Origin of the sequence: Bradyrhizobium sp. HKCCYLR20261 (assembly GCF_051168435.1) — a bacterium.
Lineage (GTDB): Bacteria > Pseudomonadota > Alphaproteobacteria > Rhizobiales > Xanthobacteraceae > Bradyrhizobium.
The window spans coordinates 365,804-383,405 of record NZ_JBNPUZ010000005.1; the positions used below are offsets into that span (position 1 = coordinate 365,804).

The following is a 17,602-nucleotide window of genomic DNA, read 5'->3' on the forward strand; positions in this document are numbered from 1 at the left end:
GCACATTCCGGGATAAGCGATGCCGAGCTTCCACAACGGCGCAGTTGAAATCGCCTTCATCGACGAGGGGGAGGGCGATCCGATCGTGCTCGTTCACGGCTTCGCCTCGACCAAGAACGTCAACTGGATCTATCCGGGCTGGACCACCGAGCTGCGCAAGGCCGGCCGCCGCGTCATCGCGCTCGACAATCGCGGCCATGGCGAATCCGCCAAGCTGTACGATCCGAAGCAGTATGCGATCGCCGAGATGGCAAGCGACGTCACCGCGCTGATGGATCATCTGGGCCTCTCCAGCGCCGATGTGATGGGTTATTCGCTCGGCGGCCGCATCGCCGCGCATATCGCGCTGACCACGCCGCAGCGGCTGCGCTCGGCGATCTTCGGCGGCATCGGCATGGCGATGATCGAGGGCGGCGGTCCCGGCGAGAACGTCGCGGCCGCGCTCGAGGCGGCCTCGATCGACGAGGTCACCGATCCCGTCGGCCGCACCTTCCGCGCCTTTGCCGACCAGACACGCTCGGACCGGCTCGCGCTCGCCGCCTGCATGCGCGGCTCGCGCGGCTTGATCACCCGGCAGGACGCCGGCCGGATCGCGGTGCCGGTGCTGGTCGCGGTCGGCACGACCGACGAGGTTTCGGGCTCGGGGCCAGCTCTCGGTGCGCTGATTCCCGGCGCCGAGGTGCTCGACATTCCCAACCGCGACCACATGCGCGCCGTCGGCGACAAGGTCTACAAGGCCGGCGTGATCGATTTTCTCGCGCGTCGGTGACCACGTAGCCCGGGCGAGTGCCGCGACCCCGGGGTCTCCGACAGAGTTCGTGTGACACCGCGTGCCGCTTTCGCCGTCGCCTCGCGGCGCCGGTTGCCGCTCATGCGGGCTACGTCATCGCCGCCGCTGTTGCGTCGGTTCGCTCGCCGCTCAACCAGCGCGCCACGGCAATCAGCGCCGTGAACGTGGCGATCCACACCAGCCGGGCGCCATAGCGGTCGTGCGGGCCGGAGATGACGCCGCAGATCACGGCATTGCCGAGCAGGGCGATCGTCACCGTGACGGCAAGCAGGGTGATGTCGTCGCGCCGCCGGCGCCAGATCGCGTGTCCGGCGATCGCCACCACCACCAGCATCGAGCCGAGCGCGACCGGGACGTGCAGCCAGTTCACGACGGCGAAATTGATCTCCCAATGCTGCTGATGCGCGGCGCGCATCTGCTTCACCTGCGAGGGGATGTAGCGTTCGATGATCCCATAGGTGTGCGGCACCCAGCCGCTGGTGCCTTCGCCGGTCGCCACATGCACCAGCTGATCGGCCGTGGCCAACGCCGCCGCCTTCGCCTGCCACAGCGGGTAGGCGGCGAGCGACCGCTTCACGATGAAGCCCATCTCCTCGTTCATGCCCTCGAAGCGGCCGAGCTTGTTGAACATGCTGTTGCCCCACAGGAAGTCATCGGCGGTGGGCGGCAGCTCGTTGCGATAGGGACAGAGCTTGAGCTTCTCCTGCGCGCAATGGTCCTTCAGATATTGCGCGACGATGCCATCCTGCAGCATGCGGCCGAAGGCGACGCCGGTGCCGCCGGGCGTCCACGCGAACTGGCCGGACAAGGCAAAATTGGCCGCCAGCAGCATGGCCGCGCCGGCCACGATGGTCATGCTGGCCTGCATCAGGCCGGAGAGCGCGATCTGCCGCCGCATCCAGGGATAGGCGATCCAGCCGACGCAGCAGAGCCCGAACAGCACGCCCAGCGTGGCGCTATGCGTGGCCGAGGCGAAGGCGACGAAGCCGAACAGCGCCGCCTTTTCCAGCACCGTGGTCCGGCGCGCCTGGGTGACCATGATGTACAGCGCCAGCACCGAGAGGCCGGCGAAGATGTCCGTCAGCAGCATGCTGGCGAGCCAGGGCAGGGCCGTGGTCAGGATCAAGAGCAGGCCGATCCACAACAGCCGCAGCGGCTGCGCCAGTCCGAGCACGCGCAAAGTGAGCTGCAGGATCCACAAGGTCGCCAGCGCCTGCAGGCCGAGATTGAGCCAGAAGCTCGAGCCTTCGCCCCAATGCAAATAGAGGCCGAACACGGTCGAGCGGCTCGGGACCAGATAGCCTTCGTACCAGCGCGCAAGATAGCCTCCGGTGTCCCACTGCAGCAGCGGGTATCCGTTCCACAGCGCGGGCGCGACCAGGAAGAGGGGGATGACGATGACCGGGAGCCAGGCCGTTCCGGCCTCGGCAGCGCGTTCGTCCAGGATCTGAGCGTTACTGATGCCTGCGTCCCCCGTTCGGAGCACCATGGCCAAAACATGGTCAAGGCGATATTCATCAATAGACGCAGCGTGATGGATGGTAAAGCCGAACCCGTGATCGCGCGGGGGACAGCCGGCTTTCGACGCCGTGTGGTTCCTTTTTGCCGCGCTCCCGGTACCCCGCGGCCGATCGACCTGATTTTTCGTCCGGATCGGCGCGGTTCATTCCGAGCGATGGCGCTTGATTTCCGGTTCCTGCTGCCCACCTTGATCCGGCCGGGCCACAGGGGGGCGGGCGGCGGAACCGTCGCGTAACGGAAATGTCTCAATCCCGTGCTCTCTGGGACCAAGGCTGGATGGAATGGACGATCGAGCTCACGCAGCCTGCAGAGGACATCATTCCATGCCCCGTGCTATAATGCCTGCCCAGTGAACGTGCGAGAAGCAGCCATGGTGATGCATCAGACCAGTCCGCAGGGCGGAAAGCTGGCGACGCTCGATCCGATCTGGGATCGGATCCGCCACGAAGCGGAGGAAATCGTCCGCCGCGAGCCCGAACTCGCGACCTTCATCTATTCGACGGTATTGCATCACAGCCGGCTCGAGGACTCGGTCGTCCACCGCGTCGCCGATCGCCTCGATCATTCCGCGCTGTCGGGCGACCTGATCCGCCAGACCTTCAATGACGCGTTGCGCGACGAGCCGGATCTCGGCCACGCGTTCCGCGCCGATCTCGTGGCGGTCTACGACCGCGATCCCGCGACCTCGCGCTTCATCGATCCCTTGCTCTATTTCAAGGGCTTCCATGCGCTGCAGACGCACCGCCTCGCGCATTGGCTGCATCGCAAGAGCCGCAAGGACTTCGCGTTCTACCTGCAGAGTCGATCGTCGGCGGTGTTCCAGACCGACATCAATCCGGCGGCGCGTATCGGCCGCGGCATCTTCCTCGATCATGCCACCGGCTTCGTCTGCGGTGAGACCGCCATCATCGAGGACAATGTCTCCATCCTGCACGGCGTCACGCTCGGTGGCACCGGCAAGGAGAACGAGGATCGTCACCCGAAGATTCGTCACGGCGTCCTGATCGGCGCCGGCGCCAAGGTGCTCGGCAACATCGAGGTCGGTCACTGCGCGCGCATCGCAGCGGGATCGGTGGTCGTGAAGCCGGTGCCGAACAACGTCACCGTCGCGGGCGTGCCGGCGAAGATCGTCGGCGAGGCCGGCTGCGCCGAGCCGTCGCGCACCATGGACCAGATGATCAACGCCATCGGCATCTGAACGCGGACGCCGTCCGGCGATCGCGAAGTCAAGACCTTCTCATCCAGGGAATTTCGTGCCAACACATGGCGGTCTGTGGATTTGACGATCCGGCATTTGTGTTGGCGGAATGAATGTGAGATCCACGGCGTCCCTTTTCAGGTCGTTCGACATCGCCGGTCCATGTTGCCTCGATCAATGGACCGACGCGCCGAACTCATAACGGCACGGACGTTCGCGCTTGCGACGTCCGCATCATCTGCAAACCTCGCTGTCGATTGGAGATCACCGTGGACGTTCAGGAAGTCAGGAAGCTCGACGCGTATCTGAAGCGCGTGTTCGGCAATCCCAAGATCCGCGTCGTGCCGCGGCCGAAGAAGGAAGACTCCGCCGAGGTCTATATCGGCGAGGAGTTCATCGGCGTGCTGTTCGTCGACGACGAGGACGATGATCGCTCGTTCCAGTTCCAGATGGCCATCCTGGAAGACGACCTCGTCGAGTAACGCGTGCTCAGTTCACGCGCGTGATCTCTTCGTCATTCCGGGGCGCGCGCAGCGCGAGCCCGGAATCCATAACCACCAGCGGTTATTTGTCGAAGACATGTGCGGCGTACTGCCCGCGATACGATGCGGCCTGTGGTTATGGATTCCGGGCTCATCGCTATGCGATGCCCCGGAATGACTCGTGGGAATAGTTTCCGCTTTAACCAGCGCACGTGGTCGTTGCGCGAGCTACTCGCCCGACTACTTCACCGCATGCATCTGTGCGGTCAGTCGCTCCATGGCCGCGGCGACGTCCTGCCAGTTTGACAGCCAGCTGCGCGGAAAGCGGAAGACGAGATCGGCACTCTCGATGCGTCGTTCGCTGAGGCACATGCCGGGCGTGGCGGCGTCACGGGTGCAGCGGGCGACCAGCGCGGGCTGCTCACCCACGAACAGGTCCTCGACATCGTAAGGCGTGCCTGCGCGAAAGCCGCGCATGGTGAGACCGTCCTGCACCGCGATCCCCGACGGATTCAGATAGCGCGGATAGATCGTCTTCAGCCGCGTCTCCGGCGACATCGCATCGTGATGCGCCGAGATCGATACGAAGATGCGATCGATCGGATGCGGCGCCTGATCGATCTGGTCGGCGCTGACGTGATGCGGGGCCTCCGGCGGCGTCAGCGACGGATAGTCGAAGCCGAGATCGACACGCTCCTGTGGCCCGGTATGGCGCTGGATCTTGACCCGGATGGCTGCGGACGGAACGTTGAAGATCGTGCCGCCGATGCTGACGGGCAGACGCTCGGGGCCCTTGAAGGCCGCGGCCCGCCAGGTCGGCCACAGCAGATAGGCCACGACCGCTACGGCCGACGCCGCCAACATGCACCCCACGACGATCGGCACGGCATGGCCATGTCCGTTCGAAGGGCGGGCACTGCGAACCGAAAACATCGTCATGGCGGGCAGGGGGATCTCACGGCCGAATCACCGGCGACTATGCCACGCCGATGCCGCTTGTCTTCAAAATCTTACCGGTGGGCACATGCGAGCCACGCGGCCATCATTAACCGTTTCTTAAGGATAATGTGGCGCGCCGAGCCGGATTTTGCCAAACCGACGTTGGGCAGTGCTGCAAGTGTGTGTGGGTGCGTTCGATGTCGGCAGAAGCGTTCAATTCCCTGTTCTCGCTCCTGATCGGATTTGCCTTGGCCGGTGCCCTGGCGAGCGGTTATCAGGTCTATGCCGAACGTCCGCCCGGGTTCGAGCTGCTGCAGGAGGGCGTCACGCCCCGGCGCTTTGCCGCGGTGCCGTTCCTGGTGTTCGCCGCGCCCTTCATCATCATGCGCAACACGTTGCGCGGCGCGCGCATCGAGCGCCGGCGGTTCGAGTTCGTGATGCTGGCGACCGTGATCGCCGGCTTCTGGAGCATGATGTGCGGCACCTTCGTGGTGATGACCCTGCGCGCCGCAGGCGTGCTGGCCTAGTTCCATCGCCGCGGCCCGCTTGCTTGAATTCGCGCTGCTGCCTGTGCCAAGGTCTCTCGCGAATGGGAGATCGCGATGGCCATCTACGAACTCGACGGGCAGGCGCCCGAGTTGCCGGCGGACGGAAATTACTACATCGCCGACAATGCGACGGTGATCGGCCGCGTGAAGCTCGCGAAGGAAGTCACGGTCTGGTTCGGCGCGGTCATTCGCGGCGACAATGACTGGATCGAGATCGGCGAGAGCTCGAACATCCAGGACAATGCCACCTGTCACGTCGATCCCGGGTTTCCCTTGCGCGTCGGCCGCAACGTCACGGTGGGCCACAACGTCATCCTGCACGGCTGCACCGTCGAGGATGACGCGCTGATCGGCATGGGCTCGATCATCATGAATGGCGCCCATATCCGCCGTGGCAGCGTCGTCGGCGCCGGCGCCATCATCACCGAAGGCAAGGACTTTCCGGAGTACTCGCTGATCATCGGCGCTCCCGCGCGCGTCGTGCGTACGCTGGAGCCGGCGCAAGTGGAGCGCATGGGGATCGCAGCCAAGGCCTACGTGGCCAAGGGGCCGCGCTACACCAAGGGCCTGAAGAAGATCGGCTGACCGCTCAGGTCCCCTCGGACTCGCCTGCTTCGGCCGCGCTCGCCACGCGCTCATGGCCGCTCGCCCACAAGGCGTGCTGGTCGGAGCCGTCCTGATACGGATTGGCCTCGGCCGGGATGTTCTCCCGCGCGGCGCGCTGGCCCTGTTCGAACGGATCGGGGTCGGTGGTCATGCTGAAATCCTGCTCCTCTTGTTCGGCTTGGTCTTTGCTCTGCGCTCGACTTCGCTGCCGCTCGTTTTGCCGCCGTTGATTTTTCTCTTCGGCTTCCGCTCAGGCTTGCTGGCGCCGCCGCCTTCCTCCGCAGCGCTCTTGCGCAGCGCGTCCTTCAAATCCGCCGGCACGCCGTGCTTCTCCAGCAGATCCATGAACGCCTCGTCGGCGAGATCCTGCAGGCTCAGCATCTGATCGCGGCCGAGCTGCTTCAGCTTGTCGAAAGTATCCTCGTCGAAGGCGATCAGCTTGCGCACGGCCCCTTGCTCTCCTCGCGCCATCAATCCGCTCCGCGTCCGTTTCGTTCCGGAACACGGTCTGTCCGCTCGGGTTGAGGTGTAAAGGGAGATCGTCCGATGGCGAGATTTTCACTGGGTACGTTGATCGTGATCGCAGGCCTCACCACGGCGACGGCCGCGTTCGCCCAGGGCGGCGGCGGAGGAGGTGGCGGTGGTAGCGGCGGAGGCGCGGGTGGAGGAGCCAGCACCGGCGGTGCTGCGAGCGGCGGTGCCGCAGGCGGCGCAACGACGGGCAGCACGAGTGGAGCGGGCGCAACGAGCGGAACGGCATCCGGGACCGGCAACGTCGGCGCGCCAAGCGCCGGCACGACGGGGATCGGAAGCGGCGGCGTCAATGGCGCGTCCTCGGGCAGCGCGGCCGGCCTCGGCAACACGCAGGGCAATCCCAACGCCGCCGGTAATGGCGCGCAGCTGTCTCAGCCGGGGGCGACCGATGCGAACGGCACCAACAGCCTCGGCACGGCGCAATCCTCCGGCTCCGGCGCGAGCGGGTCATCGGGCGTGACGACCGGTTCAGGTCGCGGCGCAGCCGGCGGCACGTCGGCTACCGGACCGAACCGAACCGGGGACTCCACTGACGATGCCGCGATCCAGCAGGAGAACCGGAAGGTCGATCAGAAGGTCAAGAGCATCTGCCGCGGTTGCTGATTGTTGCCAGCCAAGCTGTGGGCATTGGCAGACACGACATCGCGCAGATGTGAGCAGACGTGTCCGCGAGCTGTTCCAAATCAGGCTTTAAGCATCGGCCTGCAATGATGGCCTCATTGCAGGCTGTTTGTTTGGCCGGTTTGAATTTGGAGACAGATCGATGCGCAGGACATGGATGGGATTGCTGGCAGGTGGCGTGATGGCGCTGGGGATGGTCCCCGGCGTGGCATCGGCACATGGGCCCGGCGGTTTCCACGGCGGCGGATTCTACCACGGCGGATTTCACCGCGGGTTTGGTCCGGGCTTCGGCTTCGGTCTGGGGTTCGGCTATCCCTATTACTACGGCGGCGGATATCCTTACTACTACCCCTACACCTACGAGGACCTCGGCGGCTGCTATGTCGCCCGCAAGCGCGTGCGGACAGCGCACGGCTGGCGGACTCGCCCCATCGAAGTTTGCGAGTGAGCCCTCGCACGGTGAAACCGGCGCGGGAGTGATGAGTTAGCTGATCACTTCACGTTAACGACAACTCGTCACCATCATTGTCGCTGCGCTGGACGAGCGGCGACGGAGAGAGAGCTGGCGCAACGCTTGCATGGAAACAGGCATGATGAACTCACTTACATCCCCCGAACTCACGCTGGTTTTCATGGGCGTCGTCGTCAGCCTCGGCGCCGCGCTGGTCTGGATGGCCTGGGAGCTCGAGCGAGGCGCTCGGCAGCCGGCAAAGATCCGCCGCGGCGATCGCCGGCTGCGCTGAGCTGATCAGCTCGCGTGCAGGGCGCGGGTCCACGGGCGCTCGACTGGCCCGAGGACGACGGCCTTGGTGCGCTGCTTAGCCCAGCACGCCGTAGGTCTTGAACCACGCCTGCATCTGTGCCCAGCCATCTTCCGCTGCGTCCTTGCGATAGCTCGGACGGTAGTCGGCGTGGAAGCCATGCGGCGCGCCGGGATAGATCTTTAACTCCGCGGTCTTCTTGTTCTCCGCGAGCGCGGCTTTCATCGCCTCGACGCTGGCGACCGGAATGCCGGTATCGGCTTCGCCATAGAGACCGAGAACAGGGGCCTTCATCTCGGGCGCGAGCTGCGTCGGGCTCTTCGGCCATGCCGGATTGGGCGGATCGATCAGCGGGCCGTAGAACGCGACGCCGGCCTTCAGCGCGGCGCTTTTCGCGGCATACTCCCACACGGTCCGGCCGCCGCGGCAGAAGCCGACGATACCCAGGCGTGAGGTGTCGCCGCCCTGCGATTTTGCCCAGGCGACGGTGGCGTCGAGATCGGACAACAGCTCGGCATCCGGCTTGGCATTCACGATCGGCAGCAGGTCCTTGATCTCGGTGATCTTGGTGAGGTCGGTGCCGGCGCGGAAGTAGTAGTCCGGGGCCACGGCGAACGCGCCGAGCTTGGCCAGACGCCGCGTGACGTCCTTGATGTACTGGTGCAGGCCGAAGATCTCCATCGCCACCAGCACGACCGGCGGGTTGCTGGCGCTTGCGGGGCGGGCGAAATAGGCGGGCATCTCGCCATCTCCCACCTTGATCCTGGCGTCTCCCGCGTTGAGGCCGTTGCTATCCGTCGTGATGGCCTCGGCTCGGACCGGGCCAGCAGCCAGCGTGTAGCCCGCCGTCACGGCCGCGGAGGCGGTCATGAAGCCGCGCCGGGAGAAGGGGGCGACCTTGGTCAGCCCGATGATATCGGAGGTCAGCGCGGGATCGACGGACATGAAGGCTCCTCTGCGGATTGCGAGGTGCATTGAGCCGGGAATGGCAGCCGAAAAGCAAGTCACCAGCTGGAGAGCCGTCCAGGAACTGCGAGCGCGCGCGGATGGCGCGCCGCGTTCATGCATCCTGACAAAGAACAAGGCCGTCGGCGCAGTATGGCGCCAACGGCCTTGCCAGCCCCGGATATTGAAATTGGCCCTGCGCCATCCTGAAATTGGCTCGCCATCCGGTGACCACAGGATGGCCTGAATCCGTGTCCGGCTTTGTGAAGCACTTCACAAGACCCCGGGAAAATTCGGCAGGATTTGTACTGTCAGAGCGACGCGACGTCGCGTTCAGGATCGGCTGCGACGCCCCCGATGTGCGCTGCGGCTGGCGTGAGACCGGGCGCGGATGCTGCGGTTACGCGGAGCGGGAGCGGCCTGCTCCGAGCTCTGGGTGCTGGCGAAGGATTGGCGAAGGCCGTCGATGGACTCCTTCAGCGTCGAGACCTGGTCCGAGAGGCGCTTGGTGTCGGCCTGCTGGGCGGCGAGCAGGCGGCGCATGCTCTGCAACTGCTCCTGCATCAGCTGCAACTGATCGATCGATTCCTGCTGGGTGGCTTCGAGCCCCTTGGTCTTCTCGACCAACTGCTCGGAGGCCTGCACCGTGCGGGCCTGCAGTTGCCGCGTGACCGCACCGCGGTCGACCTCGACCGGAGCGCCGCCATAGGCTCGCCAGAGAACAATGCCGCCGATACCGGCGATGATCACCGCGAGCGTTGCGGCGGCGAGGGCGATCGGTTGGCCCCGCGTTGGACCCGGCCGGGTCGTGTCAGCATAGCGACTGGTGTCGCGCGTCACAGGATTCATCACGAAACCACCCAATCGAAAAGACTTCGCAGTCCTCTCCGCAGAAAATGCGGGAGGCGGGGACATTCGAGAAATCAAACGCGGACCGTTCGGCGCAGGCGTGCGCTGAACGGACAAACCTCATCGTAAAGATTTGGTGAGCAAATCGGACAAAAGCGAGGCCCGCAACCCCGAAAGAGTGCGGCGCGGCCATGCCGCGGCAAGCTTCCGGCCGCCGATCGGCCGCGGCGACGCTCCGCAAAAGGGTCAACTGATCAGGAGCTTACTGGCCCGAATTGCAGTTCCGGCAGATCGTGAGCTTCTGCTTCAGACGGGCCTCGTCGGCGAGGTCGGCAGCCTGTTCCTCCTCCCAGCTCATGCGGCCGCGTGAGCCGGAGCTGGACTGCGCGGACATGACGTCGACCCGGGAATCGCCTCGGCGCCTGGCCGGCTTGCGGGCGGTTCCGATGTCCGGCTCCATCACCATGTCGGTGTCGGTCTCGGAGGCGACCCGGCCATCCCAGTCGGCCGCCTGCGGCTGCGGGCCGGCCGCAACCGGCGTCGCCGCCATGGCGGGCGTCGCCGCGGGCGTGTTGGCCGAGGCCATCGGCCCGGAGCAGCCGGTCCCGGACATGCAGCAGTTCGCCAGGGTCAGGGCCGCCGCCAGCACGGTCGCGCTTCGCAGGATCATCATCATGCCGACAACCTAAACCCGACCATCGAGGGAAAACAAGGTTGGCGGCCCACGCCGCGCCCCGACTGCGACATATCTGCCGAGCAAGGCCAAAAAAAGTTGCGGCCAGGCCTTGGTGGCCTAGCCGCGACCGAGGGCGTTGACAAATTTCAGTCGTCCGACCCTTTTCGCCTGCGCTGGTCGCAAGTTGCGTACCGATGCCGTGGTCGAGAATCGCACATCCATTAAGGTCGCAGCGGCTGCATTGCGCTCGCGGTTTTGGCCGCGCGCACCAGCTGAAGGAACTCGGCGCGATAGGCGTAAGGATCGTCTCCGCGTGCTGCCGAGGCGATACGCAGCACGTCGTCGTAGCCGAACTGTCCGGTGTGCTTTCCACCACGTAGAATCTCGCCGAACGCGGCCACGCCGGTCGCAAAGCGGGCATCGAGCGGCGCGTCCTCGAACCGAGCGCTTTCGGATCCGCGATCGACGGGTGTGCTGATCAGCGTGCTTCGATCGGATCGCGGCAGCTTGTAACGGATCTTGACGAAGGCATATTCGGTCGGCGACGGCGAGCCGCTCGCGGGGGCAGGCGCCCCGTATCTGAGATCGTCGACCGTCCGAGGCCCGCCGACGGGCACGATGTCGTAGAGCGCCGTCACGGTTTGCCCCGAGCCGACGTCGCCAGCGTCGACCTTGTCGTTTGTGAAATCGGCACGATTGAGAAGTCGAGTCTCGTAGCCGATGAGCCGATATTCGGCGACGGCTGCTGGATTGAACTCGACCTGAATCTTTACATCCTTGCCGATCGGAAACAGCGTCGAACTTGCCTCTTGGACCAGGACCTTGCGCGCCTCGTTGATCGTATCGATGTAGGCGGCGACGCCGTTTCCGTTCTGCGCGAGCGTCTGGGCCAGCGCGTCATTGTAATTGCCGGCACCAACGCCGAGCACGGACAGGAAAATGCCCTTTTCGCGCTGACGCTCGACGAAACCCTTCAATTCATCCTTGTTGGTGATCCCGACATTGAAATCGCCGTCGGTCGCGAGGATGACGCGGTTGACGCCGCTTGCGTCAAAGTTCTGCTCGGCGAGCGCATACGCCCGCCTGATGCCCTCGGCGCCCGCCGTGCTGCCGCCGGCCTCCAGCCGGTCGATCGTCGCCAGGATCTTTGCTTTCTCGGATACCGAAGTGGATTCAAGCGCCGTTCCGGCATTCCCTGCATAGGTGACGATCGCGATGCGGTCCTCCGGTTGCAACTGGGTCACGAGCATGGCGAGCGACTGCTTCACGAGCGGCAACCGGTTCGGCGGCTGCATCGAACCCGATGTATCGATCAGGAAAACCAGATTCGCGCGCGGCCGGTTTGTCTGTTGCAGCGCATAGCCCTTGATGCCAATGCGAACGAGCTTGCGGCCTTCCGCCCAAGGGTTCGGAAACACGGCCACATTGGCCCGGAACGGCTCGTCCGGCGATGCGGGCGCTTCATAGTCATAGGGAAAGTAATTGATCAGCTCCTCGGTCCGAACGGACGCGGCCGGCGGCAGGACATTGCGGTTGAGCTGTGCGCGGACGAATGCGTATGACGCCGTGTCGACGTCGATGGAGAATGTCGAGACCGGTGCATCGCGCGCGACCTTGAAGGCGTTTTCCGGCGCATTGGCAAACTGGTCGCGGCCGACAGGCTCGGACACGCCAGGAACGCGCTCGCGCTGTGTGTGGTCGCGCAGGCTTTCGGCCGGCGCCATCTGCTGGGCATAGGCTGGCGGCGAAACGCGGTTGAATCCGTCATCGATCATGTAGTCCGCGCGGCTCCGAGCGGAATAAGGCGACGGTGTCCCCTGCAGGGGACCCTGCACCCGGCCCGTCGCGAAAGGCGCCTGCGGAACCAACAGGCGGGCGGCCTGATTTTCCACATGCGGCTTGGCGGGAGGCGGCGCCGCGGCTGCCGAAGGGGCAGCGGCTTCCAGATTGGGCTTTGCGGCCGGAGTGACGGTTTGGACTCGCGTTTGTGGCCGGTCCTGGTTTTCGCTTTCCTTCTTTGCTTGGACCGTCGGCTCAGCCTGAGCAACCTCGTTGCTCGCCACCTTCTGTTCGACGGGCGCAGCGAAGTGCGCCAACTGCGGTGACCGCGCCAGATGGAGATAGGCGCCCGATCCGGCAACAACACAGGCCAGGCTGGCAGCCAGGAGATATCGCGTTCGCTTCATGACAGGTCTCTCGCGTGACGGCCGCGGGGACGCGGCGGTTCGCTCGATGAGACGGATGTCGGTCGCGATTCCTTGGACGTTCCCCGCGCTTTTTCGATCGAAGCGCAGCAGCGCCTGTTGCACAGCCGCATCACGTGCGTCCGGCGTAGGCGGCGGGGGAGAGGGCAAACGATTCATGTCGTGATCAGAGCTCATCGCTGATGTCCTTCGCGAGACCTGCTCGTCGCCTCACCTCGTGCATGCGGCCGGAGATCGTCGACTCGGAGACACCGAGGGCCGTGGCCGCCTCCGCGTGCGTCATGCCTTCGCCGACCACGAGCACGACCGTCTCGCGTAGCAGCGGCGACAGCTGCGCCAGCTCGCTCGCGAGCCAGCTGCGACGGAAGAGATCCCTGCCATCGGGCAGCGCCGCCATTCTCGCAAGCACGGCGAGGTGGCCTTTCAGGCGCGCCAATGTCGAATGGCGCCGAGGGTGGTCATGACAGGCGTTGCGCACGATTCCGATCAGCCAGGTCGTGAACCTGGCCTCGCCCCTGAAGGACGCGATCCGTTCCACCAGCGCGCAGCAGACGTCCTGGCAGATGTCCTGCGCGTCGGTCCGGGAGCCGGTCATGCGCCAGGCGACGCGGTGCATGAGGTCGTAATGACGCCGCAGCAAGGCTTCGAACGCGGCGCGGTTGCCCTGCGTGGCCAGACGGACGAGGTCGTCATCCGTGGCCTCGCCGCTCGACGGCTCAGTCGCCCCTGCTGTCGCACGCTGAATGACGCCCCCCATGTCGTTTCCTCAGGGCCGACAGGATCGAGCATGACAATTCGGACCGTCACCCGGCCCTTCGGCCCGTCCCGTCCAGGACCGCGCTCGCATGTGACCTATCCCTGCCATGGTCGTTCCACCCCATACACCGGACACTGGGAAAGGGATTTTCCCGGCATTCACCCAGTGAGACGCATGGAACGGCGGACTCCTTGGGTCAGGTCAGGAAAAATTTTGGACCTCGCGACGCCGCCAGAGCTTGAGGCCAGCATCGGGGCATCCAGGGCAGCCGATCGGTCCGCATGAATCCGGCTCCCGCGCCAACGCAATGGGGCGGCTTTCTAACGGGTGAAGAGAATCGGCCCCGCGGATTGTCGGGCCACCCGCCCAAAAAAGTTGCGGCCAGGCCTTGGGGGAGGCCTGGCCGCGCGCGAACCGGTCTGGGACGGGGAGGGGTGGGGATGTGACCGGGTCGCGTAACTCGAAACTGTTGTCCTCTTAGCGCTCCCTTGCGCTGGCGGTGGCCACCGCCGGGCGGGCGTCGCCGAGCGAGACCCAGACGTTCGGGTCGCTCTGCGACTGCCGCTTGACGAAGCGGTAGCCGGTGTCGGTCCAGGCGACGACGTTCTCGTTCTGATTGTCGAGCACGTATTCGCCCTTGTCGGTCTTCACGGTGAGGACGGCGTGTCCCTCACCCTTCTTGTCGCGCACCACCGTGATCAGCAGCGCCTCGCGGGGCCAGCCGGCATCGATCAGCAGCTTGCGCTTCAGCAGCACGTAATCTTCGCAGTCGCCGTAGCCGTCGGTCGGCAGCGACCATTTCTCGACCACGCCCCAATGGTCCATGTCGGTGATGGGCTTCACATTCTCATTGACCCAGCGATTGACCTTTAGCAGATCGCGCCAGGCGGTCTGGGACAGCACGATGTCGCGGGGCTGCGACGCGCCGCCGCGGCATTCCTCAGGGGTCTCGGTGCAGAACTCGATCCAGCCGATCGGGGCCCGCGTGGTGTCGCCAAGGCTCGCATAGAGCACGCGGTCATCACCGGCATGCGCCATCGTCCCCATCGCCATCAGGATGGCTGCGACCGCCAATCCCTTCGCCTGTCCCGTCCGCTTGACCATTTTGGCCCCCGTTTTCGTTGGGACCATGTGTCTCACAAAGATTTTTCGCTGCCGCTAAATCGCCACGATGGATTTGACGAAAACCCAATTCAAACAAGGCGCTAATTAGAAGATCTGTTGAATCGAATACGCATAAAATTTGAATCGATCGCAGTTAGTTCAAATGCAGCGCATTAAGCCGCAAACCGCTGTGATTGCAGTCATGCCGACGCGTTTCAGGCTGCGTATTAACTGCGCCGGGCACAGCGTGCGGTCGCCGAACGGCACACGGCGCCCGCGGTGGCGGACGCCGTGTGCCCCGGAGAGTTGCGGGATTTGCAGGAGTTGCGGCTTTACCGCGCGGTAACGCTCTCTTCGAGCGTTTCGGCGAGCTGGGCGTGGATGAACTCGATGGCGAAGCCGCCTTCGAGATTTCGCACCACGCGCGCCTGGACGCGGCCGAGCATGACCTGCGATTTCATCGGCGGCTTGGTCTCCGCCGCGATGGCCGCGCCCGACAGCGACATGTCGATGATGCGGCAGGTCATCTTGGTGCCGTCTTCGAGCGTGAGCACCGCGATCGGGTTGCGCGGGATGATACGGTCGTGGCGGCGATCCTCGGGCAGGTTGAGGATGTCGCGGTTGGCGAGCCAGGTCAGCTGCGCGGCGAGCTTGTCGCGCTTGCGGGCGGTGGCGCCGATCGTCATCGCAAAGCCGTTGTCGATGATCCGGGTGATCTTGCCCTCGACGCGGCCGATATGGTCGAGATAGGCGATCACGCGGTCGCCGACATTGCCGATCCCCGGCGCGAGCAGCGCGAGGCCACCGGGCGACATGTTGATCACCTGGCAGGGAAACTCACGGCGGTCCGGCAGCATGTAGCGGCCGAGCAGATGGACCTTGACCCGCTGGAAGCGGCGGCGCTCCTCGGCGGCCGGAAGAGTCAGTTTTTTGTTCGGCAACGCCATGTTTCGCCACTTCAAAGCCGGCTCTTAGCAGCGCCGGACGGTCCAGCAACGAAACTAAATCCTACAGGGTTAATTCAGCGTTATCGCAGCACCGCAAGCGTTCATGTTGCGCACGCGTTGCGGGAAGGATCGGGCGACGTGCTATCAGCGCAGGCCCTCATACACCATCAGGCCGCGGGCAAGCGCGAGCTTGCGCAGGGCGCGCGGCACGATCGGCTCGACGGGGGGATGGATGTAGCGCCAGGAGACGACCTCGAGCGGGCCCAGCGCGCCCTTCGGGGTCTCGAACGGGGCGAGCAGGCCGGTCAGGCTGATCGGCTCGTGTGCACGCGTGGCGAACGGCAGCAGCAGGAGCTCGAAATGGGCAATCGTGCGGTCCGGCGCGCCGGCCTTCACGCCGGCGATCGCCGGCAGCGTCTCCTCGCAGACCACGGTCGTGATCTCCTCGATCTCGCGGCGGCTTTCGGACGTGAAGTGCGACGGGAAACTCTTGTCCTTCACGTCACCGCCGAGCAGGGCGCACAGCCGCGTGCCGGCCATGCGGAACGGGAAGCCGCTCCCGGCGTCGCAGGACAGCACGAAGATGTCGCCGAGCAGCTCGCGCACGGCCTGTGGCTCGAAGTCGCTGCGCTCCGGCGCCTTGGCATAGCCGCGTCTGGCGTTCCAATAGGCGAAGAGCTCGCGATTGGACGGATGTTTCATCTGAAGACCCCTCGCGCACTGGATGTCGTCGGGACATCGCTGTCCCGCTTTCGTCCAGGCGCCTCCCTGGATTGTTGTCGCAGGAGGGGCGGTGCAGCGTCCATGCCGATGGTGCGATCGTGCCGGCTTTCCCCCGGCCTTCCGCGCGTTAAGGTTAAATTAACGATGTGCTTGGCAGCGGCGGCGTGATCGTTAAAAATTCGTTTCATCAGACCGCGGCCGGGCGATGAAAGCTCCGCCGCGATCGGTCCAGGACACGAAGGCGGCGTCAAACAAGTCCGGTCGTCGCGACGGGGAGGGGTGGGGATATAACCCCGGGCTCCCCGGATGCCAACAAGGCCGGCGCTCTTGCGAGGGAGGGTTTTCTCAGGACCCTCCCTCTTTTCTTTCCAAGTCCTTCCAGATCCGGCCCGCGCCGCAACGCGCCGCTGCGCCGCACATCAACTCTGCGCCGGTGCGCTTGCGTAACCGCACCAAAGCCGCCTATCTGACGGGTCTGTTCCTCTCGTCGAAGGCGTGCGTTCCGTTGGATTCTTCGTCAGATCTCACGCAAGGGCAGCCGCTGCAGCAGGCCCGCGAGCCGATCCTCAATCTGCCGGGGGCGCTCACCGCCTACATCCTGCTGATCGCGGTGATCCACCTGCGCGTGCTGCTGCCGGAGGACTGGGACGACTTGATCATCAACCTGTTCGCCTTCGTCCCGAAACGATACGACCAGTCGCTGATGGATGGGCCGTTTCCCGGAGGCACGCCGGCCAAGATCTGGACCTTCGTCAGCTACTCGCTGCTGCACGCCAATCTCGCCCATATCGGCTTCAACGTGCTCTGGCTGCTGCCGTTCGGCAGCGCGCTGGCGCGACGCTTCGGCGCGCTCAGGTTCTATCTGTTCATGGCGGTCACGGCGGCCGCCGGCGCGCTCGCCCATCTCCTCACCCACGAGCACGCGCTGGCGCCGATGATCGGCGCCTCGGCCTCGGTGTCCGGCACCATGGCGGCGGCGATGCGCTTCGCCTTCGTCCGCGGCAGCTTCCTGTCGTTCAGCCGTGGCGACGCTGTCGCGGCCGCGAAGGTGCCGGCCTTGTCGCTCTCGCGTGCGCTGCGCAATCCGCGCGTGCTGGGCTTCCTGGCGGTCTGGTTCGGTGTGAACATCGTGTTCGGGATCGGCGGCATCACGCCGGGCGCCGAGGGCGCCGACGTCGCCTGGCAGGCCCATATCGGAGGCTTCGTCGCCGGGCTGATCCTGTTCGCGCTGTTCGATCCCGTTCCGCATGTGCGTGACGATGCTGCACCTGCGTTGCCGTCCGACGCTATCGACAGTTAGTTGCCGTTTTCCTGCGCTTGCGGGCGCGGCTGATTTCATCCATCATTTGCGTCCGCTGCAACCGGAGCACGATTCCGGAACAATGAGCAGTGCCGGT

21 protein-coding genes are annotated in these 17,602 nt (G+C 65.1%); 9 read left to right on the top strand and 12 right to left on the bottom strand.

Annotation, left to right across the window (positions count from 1 at the left end):
- Positions 1–19 precede the first annotated feature (19 nt).
- Positions 20–769: an alpha/beta fold hydrolase gene (locus ACQR1L_RS14325; protein WP_434858592.1), complete on the top strand. Its 750-nt coding sequence runs from the start codon at positions 20–22 to the stop codon at positions 767–769.
- Positions 770–878: 109 nt separating this feature from the next.
- Here ACQR1L_RS14325 and ACQR1L_RS14330 read toward each other — a convergent pair whose 3' ends face one another.
- Entirely contained in the window at positions 879–2,279 is a 1,401-nt protein-coding gene (locus ACQR1L_RS14330) for a hypothetical protein (protein ID WP_434858593.1), read from the bottom strand.
- Positions 2,280–2,681: 402 nt separating this feature from the next.
- Between ACQR1L_RS14330 and cysE the strand changes: the two genes are divergently transcribed.
- Both cysE and ACQR1L_RS14340 read left to right on the top strand, forming a co-directional pair.
- A complete protein-coding gene (gene cysE / locus ACQR1L_RS14335) occupies positions 2,682–3,509 on the top strand; it encodes a serine O-acetyltransferase (RefSeq protein WP_434858594.1) in 828 nt (275 codons plus the stop codon).
- Positions 3,510–3,778: 269 nt separating this feature from the next.
- Positions 3,779–3,991, top strand: coding sequence for a DUF3126 family protein (locus ACQR1L_RS14340; protein WP_006611186.1), 213 nt, complete (start codon positions 3,779–3,781; stop codon positions 3,989–3,991).
- 240 nt (positions 3,992–4,231) lie between these two features.
- Here ACQR1L_RS14340 and ACQR1L_RS14345 read toward each other — a convergent pair whose 3' ends face one another.
- Positions 4,232–4,930, bottom strand: coding sequence for a hypothetical protein (locus tag ACQR1L_RS14345; protein WP_434858595.1), 699 nt, complete (start codon positions 4,928–4,930; stop codon positions 4,232–4,234).
- A gap of 197 nt (positions 4,931–5,127) precedes the next feature.
- Between ACQR1L_RS14345 and ACQR1L_RS14350 the strand changes: the two genes are divergently transcribed.
- A complete protein-coding gene (locus ACQR1L_RS14350) occupies positions 5,128–5,457 on the top strand; it encodes a DUF6949 family protein (RefSeq protein ID WP_434858596.1) in 330 nt (109 codons plus the stop codon).
- Between the two features lie 75 nt (positions 5,458–5,532).
- Positions 5,533–6,063 carry a gamma carbonic anhydrase family protein gene (locus ACQR1L_RS14355; protein WP_316170253.1) on the top strand — a complete coding sequence of 177 codons (531 nt, stop codon included), beginning with the start codon at positions 5,533–5,535 and terminating at the stop codon, positions 6,061–6,063.
- A 4-nt stretch (positions 6,064–6,067) separates the two neighbouring features.
- Here the strand turns inward: ACQR1L_RS14355 and ACQR1L_RS14360 are convergent, their stop codons facing one another.
- Both ACQR1L_RS14360 and ACQR1L_RS14365 read right to left on the bottom strand, forming a co-directional pair.
- Entirely contained in the window at positions 6,068–6,235 is a 168-nt protein-coding gene (locus ACQR1L_RS14360; protein ID WP_434858597.1) for a hypothetical protein, read from the bottom strand.
- Positions 6,232–6,555, bottom strand: a complete 324-nt coding sequence (locus ACQR1L_RS14365; RefSeq protein WP_434858598.1) for a hypothetical protein — start codon at positions 6,553–6,555, stop codon at positions 6,232–6,234. Before ACQR1L_RS14365 ends, ACQR1L_RS14360 begins: the two co-directional genes overlap by 4 nt.
- A gap of 75 nt (positions 6,556–6,630) precedes the next feature.
- On the opposite strand from ACQR1L_RS14365, the gene ACQR1L_RS14370 reads away from it, so the two are divergent.
- The 3 genes from ACQR1L_RS14370 to ACQR1L_RS14380 all read left to right on the top strand — a co-directional run bounded on the left by ACQR1L_RS14370 (position 6,631) and on the right by ACQR1L_RS14380 (position 7,982).
- Positions 6,631–7,221: a hypothetical protein gene (locus tag ACQR1L_RS14370; RefSeq protein ID WP_434858599.1), complete on the top strand. Its 591-nt coding sequence runs from the start codon at positions 6,631–6,633 to the stop codon at positions 7,219–7,221.
- A gap of 223 nt (positions 7,222–7,444) precedes the next feature.
- Positions 7,445–7,687 (top strand): hypothetical protein, encoded by a 243-nt coding sequence (locus ACQR1L_RS14375; protein WP_434858600.1) that lies wholly within the window; start codon positions 7,445–7,447, stop codon positions 7,685–7,687.
- A 142-nt stretch (positions 7,688–7,829) separates the two neighbouring features.
- Positions 7,830–7,982 carry a hypothetical protein gene (locus ACQR1L_RS14380; RefSeq protein WP_434858792.1) on the top strand — a complete coding sequence of 51 codons (153 nt, stop codon included), beginning with the start codon at positions 7,830–7,832 and terminating at the stop codon, positions 7,980–7,982.
- 75 nt (positions 7,983–8,057) lie between these two features.
- Here ACQR1L_RS14380 and ACQR1L_RS14385 read toward each other — a convergent pair whose 3' ends face one another.
- From ACQR1L_RS14385 to ACQR1L_RS14420, 8 genes are all read right to left on the bottom strand, one after another.
- Entirely contained in the window at positions 8,058–8,870 is an 813-nt protein-coding gene (locus ACQR1L_RS14385) for a dienelactone hydrolase family protein (RefSeq protein WP_434858787.1), read from the bottom strand.
- 408 nt (positions 8,871–9,278) lie between these two features.
- Complete coding sequence (locus ACQR1L_RS14390) at positions 9,279–9,794, bottom strand: hypothetical protein (protein ID WP_434858601.1); 516 nt, start codon at positions 9,792–9,794, stop codon at positions 9,279–9,281.
- Between the two features lie 262 nt (positions 9,795–10,056).
- Positions 10,057–10,470, bottom strand: a complete 414-nt coding sequence (locus ACQR1L_RS14395) for a hypothetical protein (protein WP_434858602.1) — start codon at positions 10,468–10,470, stop codon at positions 10,057–10,059.
- Between the two features lie 221 nt (positions 10,471–10,691).
- A complete protein-coding gene (locus tag ACQR1L_RS14400; protein WP_434858603.1) occupies positions 10,692–12,851 on the bottom strand; it encodes a vWA domain-containing protein in 2,160 nt (719 codons plus the stop codon).
- Positions 12,841–13,431 carry an RNA polymerase sigma factor gene (locus tag ACQR1L_RS14405; protein WP_434858604.1) on the bottom strand — a complete coding sequence of 197 codons (591 nt, stop codon included), beginning with the start codon at positions 13,429–13,431 and terminating at the stop codon, positions 12,841–12,843. Before ACQR1L_RS14405 ends, ACQR1L_RS14400 begins: the two co-directional genes overlap by 11 nt.
- Before the next feature lie 477 nt (positions 13,432–13,908).
- On the bottom strand, positions 13,909–14,535 hold the full coding sequence (locus tag ACQR1L_RS14410) for a transglutaminase-like cysteine peptidase (protein ID WP_434858605.1): 627 nt from the start codon (positions 14,533–14,535) through the stop codon (positions 13,909–13,911).
- A 332-nt stretch (positions 14,536–14,867) separates the two neighbouring features.
- A complete protein-coding gene (locus ACQR1L_RS14415) occupies positions 14,868–15,482 on the bottom strand; it encodes a PilZ domain-containing protein (RefSeq protein ID WP_434858606.1) in 615 nt (204 codons plus the stop codon).
- Positions 15,483–15,626: 144 nt separating this feature from the next.
- Positions 15,627–16,184 carry a PAS domain-containing protein gene (locus ACQR1L_RS14420; RefSeq protein ID WP_434858607.1) on the bottom strand — a complete coding sequence of 186 codons (558 nt, stop codon included), beginning with the start codon at positions 16,182–16,184 and terminating at the stop codon, positions 15,627–15,629.
- Between the two features lie 526 nt (positions 16,185–16,710).
- Between ACQR1L_RS14420 and ACQR1L_RS14425 the strand changes: the two genes are divergently transcribed.
- Positions 16,711–17,505, top strand: a complete 795-nt coding sequence (locus tag ACQR1L_RS14425) for a rhomboid family intramembrane serine protease (protein WP_434858608.1) — start codon at positions 16,711–16,713, stop codon at positions 17,503–17,505.
- Positions 17,506–17,602 lie beyond the last annotated feature (97 nt).

Excerpts from the sequence above, each read along its gene's own strand:
- ACQR1L_RS14325 (WP_434858592.1), top strand. The coding sequence starts at position 20 with ATGCCGAGCTTCCACAACGGCGCAGTTGAAATCGCCTTCATCGACGAG.
- ACQR1L_RS14410 (WP_434858605.1), bottom strand. The coding sequence starts at position 14,535 with ATGGTCAAGCGGACGGGACAGGCGAAGGGATTGGCGGTCGCAGCCATC.
- ACQR1L_RS14345 (WP_434858595.1), bottom strand. The coding sequence starts at position 4,930 with ATGACGATGTTTTCGGTTCGCAGTGCCCGCCCTTCGAACGGACATGGC.
- ACQR1L_RS14330 (WP_434858593.1), bottom strand. The coding sequence starts at position 2,279 with ATGGTGCTCCGAACGGGGGACGCAGGCATCAGTAACGCTCAGATCCTG.
- ACQR1L_RS14355 (WP_316170253.1), top strand. The coding sequence starts at position 5,533 with ATGGCCATCTACGAACTCGACGGGCAGGCGCCCGAGTTGCCGGCGGAC.
- ACQR1L_RS14405 (WP_434858604.1), bottom strand. The coding sequence starts at position 13,431 with ATGGGGGGCGTCATTCAGCGTGCGACAGCAGGGGCGACTGAGCCGTCG.
- ACQR1L_RS14350 (WP_434858596.1), top strand. The coding sequence starts at position 5,128 with ATGTCGGCAGAAGCGTTCAATTCCCTGTTCTCGCTCCTGATCGGATTT.
- ACQR1L_RS14395 (WP_434858602.1), bottom strand. The coding sequence starts at position 10,470 with ATGATGATGATCCTGCGAAGCGCGACCGTGCTGGCGGCGGCCCTGACC.
- ACQR1L_RS14385 (WP_434858787.1), bottom strand. The coding sequence starts at position 8,870 with ATGACCGCCTCCGCGGCCGTGACGGCGGGCTACACGCTGGCTGCTGGC.
- cysE (WP_434858594.1), top strand. The coding sequence starts at position 2,682 with ATGGTGATGCATCAGACCAGTCCGCAGGGCGGAAAGCTGGCGACGCTC.
- ACQR1L_RS14365 (WP_434858598.1), bottom strand. The coding sequence starts at position 6,555 with ATGGCGCGAGGAGAGCAAGGGGCCGTGCGCAAGCTGATCGCCTTCGAC.
- ACQR1L_RS14420 (WP_434858607.1), bottom strand. The coding sequence starts at position 16,184 with ATGAAACATCCGTCCAATCGCGAGCTCTTCGCCTATTGGAACGCCAGA.
- ACQR1L_RS14380 (WP_434858792.1), top strand. The coding sequence starts at position 7,830 with ATGATGAACTCACTTACATCCCCCGAACTCACGCTGGTTTTCATGGGC.
- ACQR1L_RS14360 (WP_434858597.1), bottom strand. The coding sequence starts at position 6,235 with ATGACCACCGACCCCGATCCGTTCGAACAGGGCCAGCGCGCCGCGCGG.
- ACQR1L_RS14390 (WP_434858601.1), bottom strand. The coding sequence starts at position 9,794 with ATGAATCCTGTGACGCGCGACACCAGTCGCTATGCTGACACGACCCGG.
- ACQR1L_RS14415 (WP_434858606.1), bottom strand. The coding sequence starts at position 15,482 with ATGGCGTTGCCGAACAAAAAACTGACTCTTCCGGCCGCCGAGGAGCGC.
- ACQR1L_RS14370 (WP_434858599.1), top strand. The coding sequence starts at position 6,631 with ATGGCGAGATTTTCACTGGGTACGTTGATCGTGATCGCAGGCCTCACC.
- ACQR1L_RS14400 (WP_434858603.1), bottom strand. The coding sequence starts at position 12,851 with ATGAGCTCTGATCACGACATGAATCGTTTGCCCTCTCCCCCGCCGCCT.